The sequence below is a fragment of the Limosilactobacillus reuteri genome (assembly GCF_020785355.1).
Lineage (GTDB): Bacteria > Bacillota > Bacilli > Lactobacillales > Lactobacillaceae > Limosilactobacillus > Limosilactobacillus reuteri_I.
In genome coordinates this window covers 1-262 of sequence record NZ_JAJGVH010000041.1, presented here as the reverse complement: position 1 = coordinate 262, position 262 = coordinate 1, and the positions used below count along the sequence as shown (strand labels likewise).

The 262-nt window shown below is 41.6% G+C and carries 1 protein-coding gene; it reads right to left on the bottom strand.

What is annotated here, in order from left to right; genetic code table 11:
• Positions 1-262: reverse transcriptase domain-containing protein (locus tag LMB56_RS01455; protein ID WP_267865175.1), on the bottom strand; the 262-nt coding region annotated here is incomplete at both ends.

Here is a 262-nt window from a genome sequence, read left to right as displayed (position 1 = left end):
TCATCCGCATAGCGCACAAAGTGGTGACCACGTCTAGTCAACTCTTTGTCCAACTCATTTAGATAGATGTTCGCCAGTAGTGGTGACAATGGCCCTCCTTGTGGGGTTCCTTTTTCACTCTTAGCGAAAAGCCCATGGTCTAAGACTCCGCTAGTTAAAAACTTACGAATGAGTCTTAGTGTCCATGGGTCATCAATATATTGTTGGAGATACTTAATCATCAAGTCATGATTAACGTTATCAAAATAGGCTTTTAGGTCTA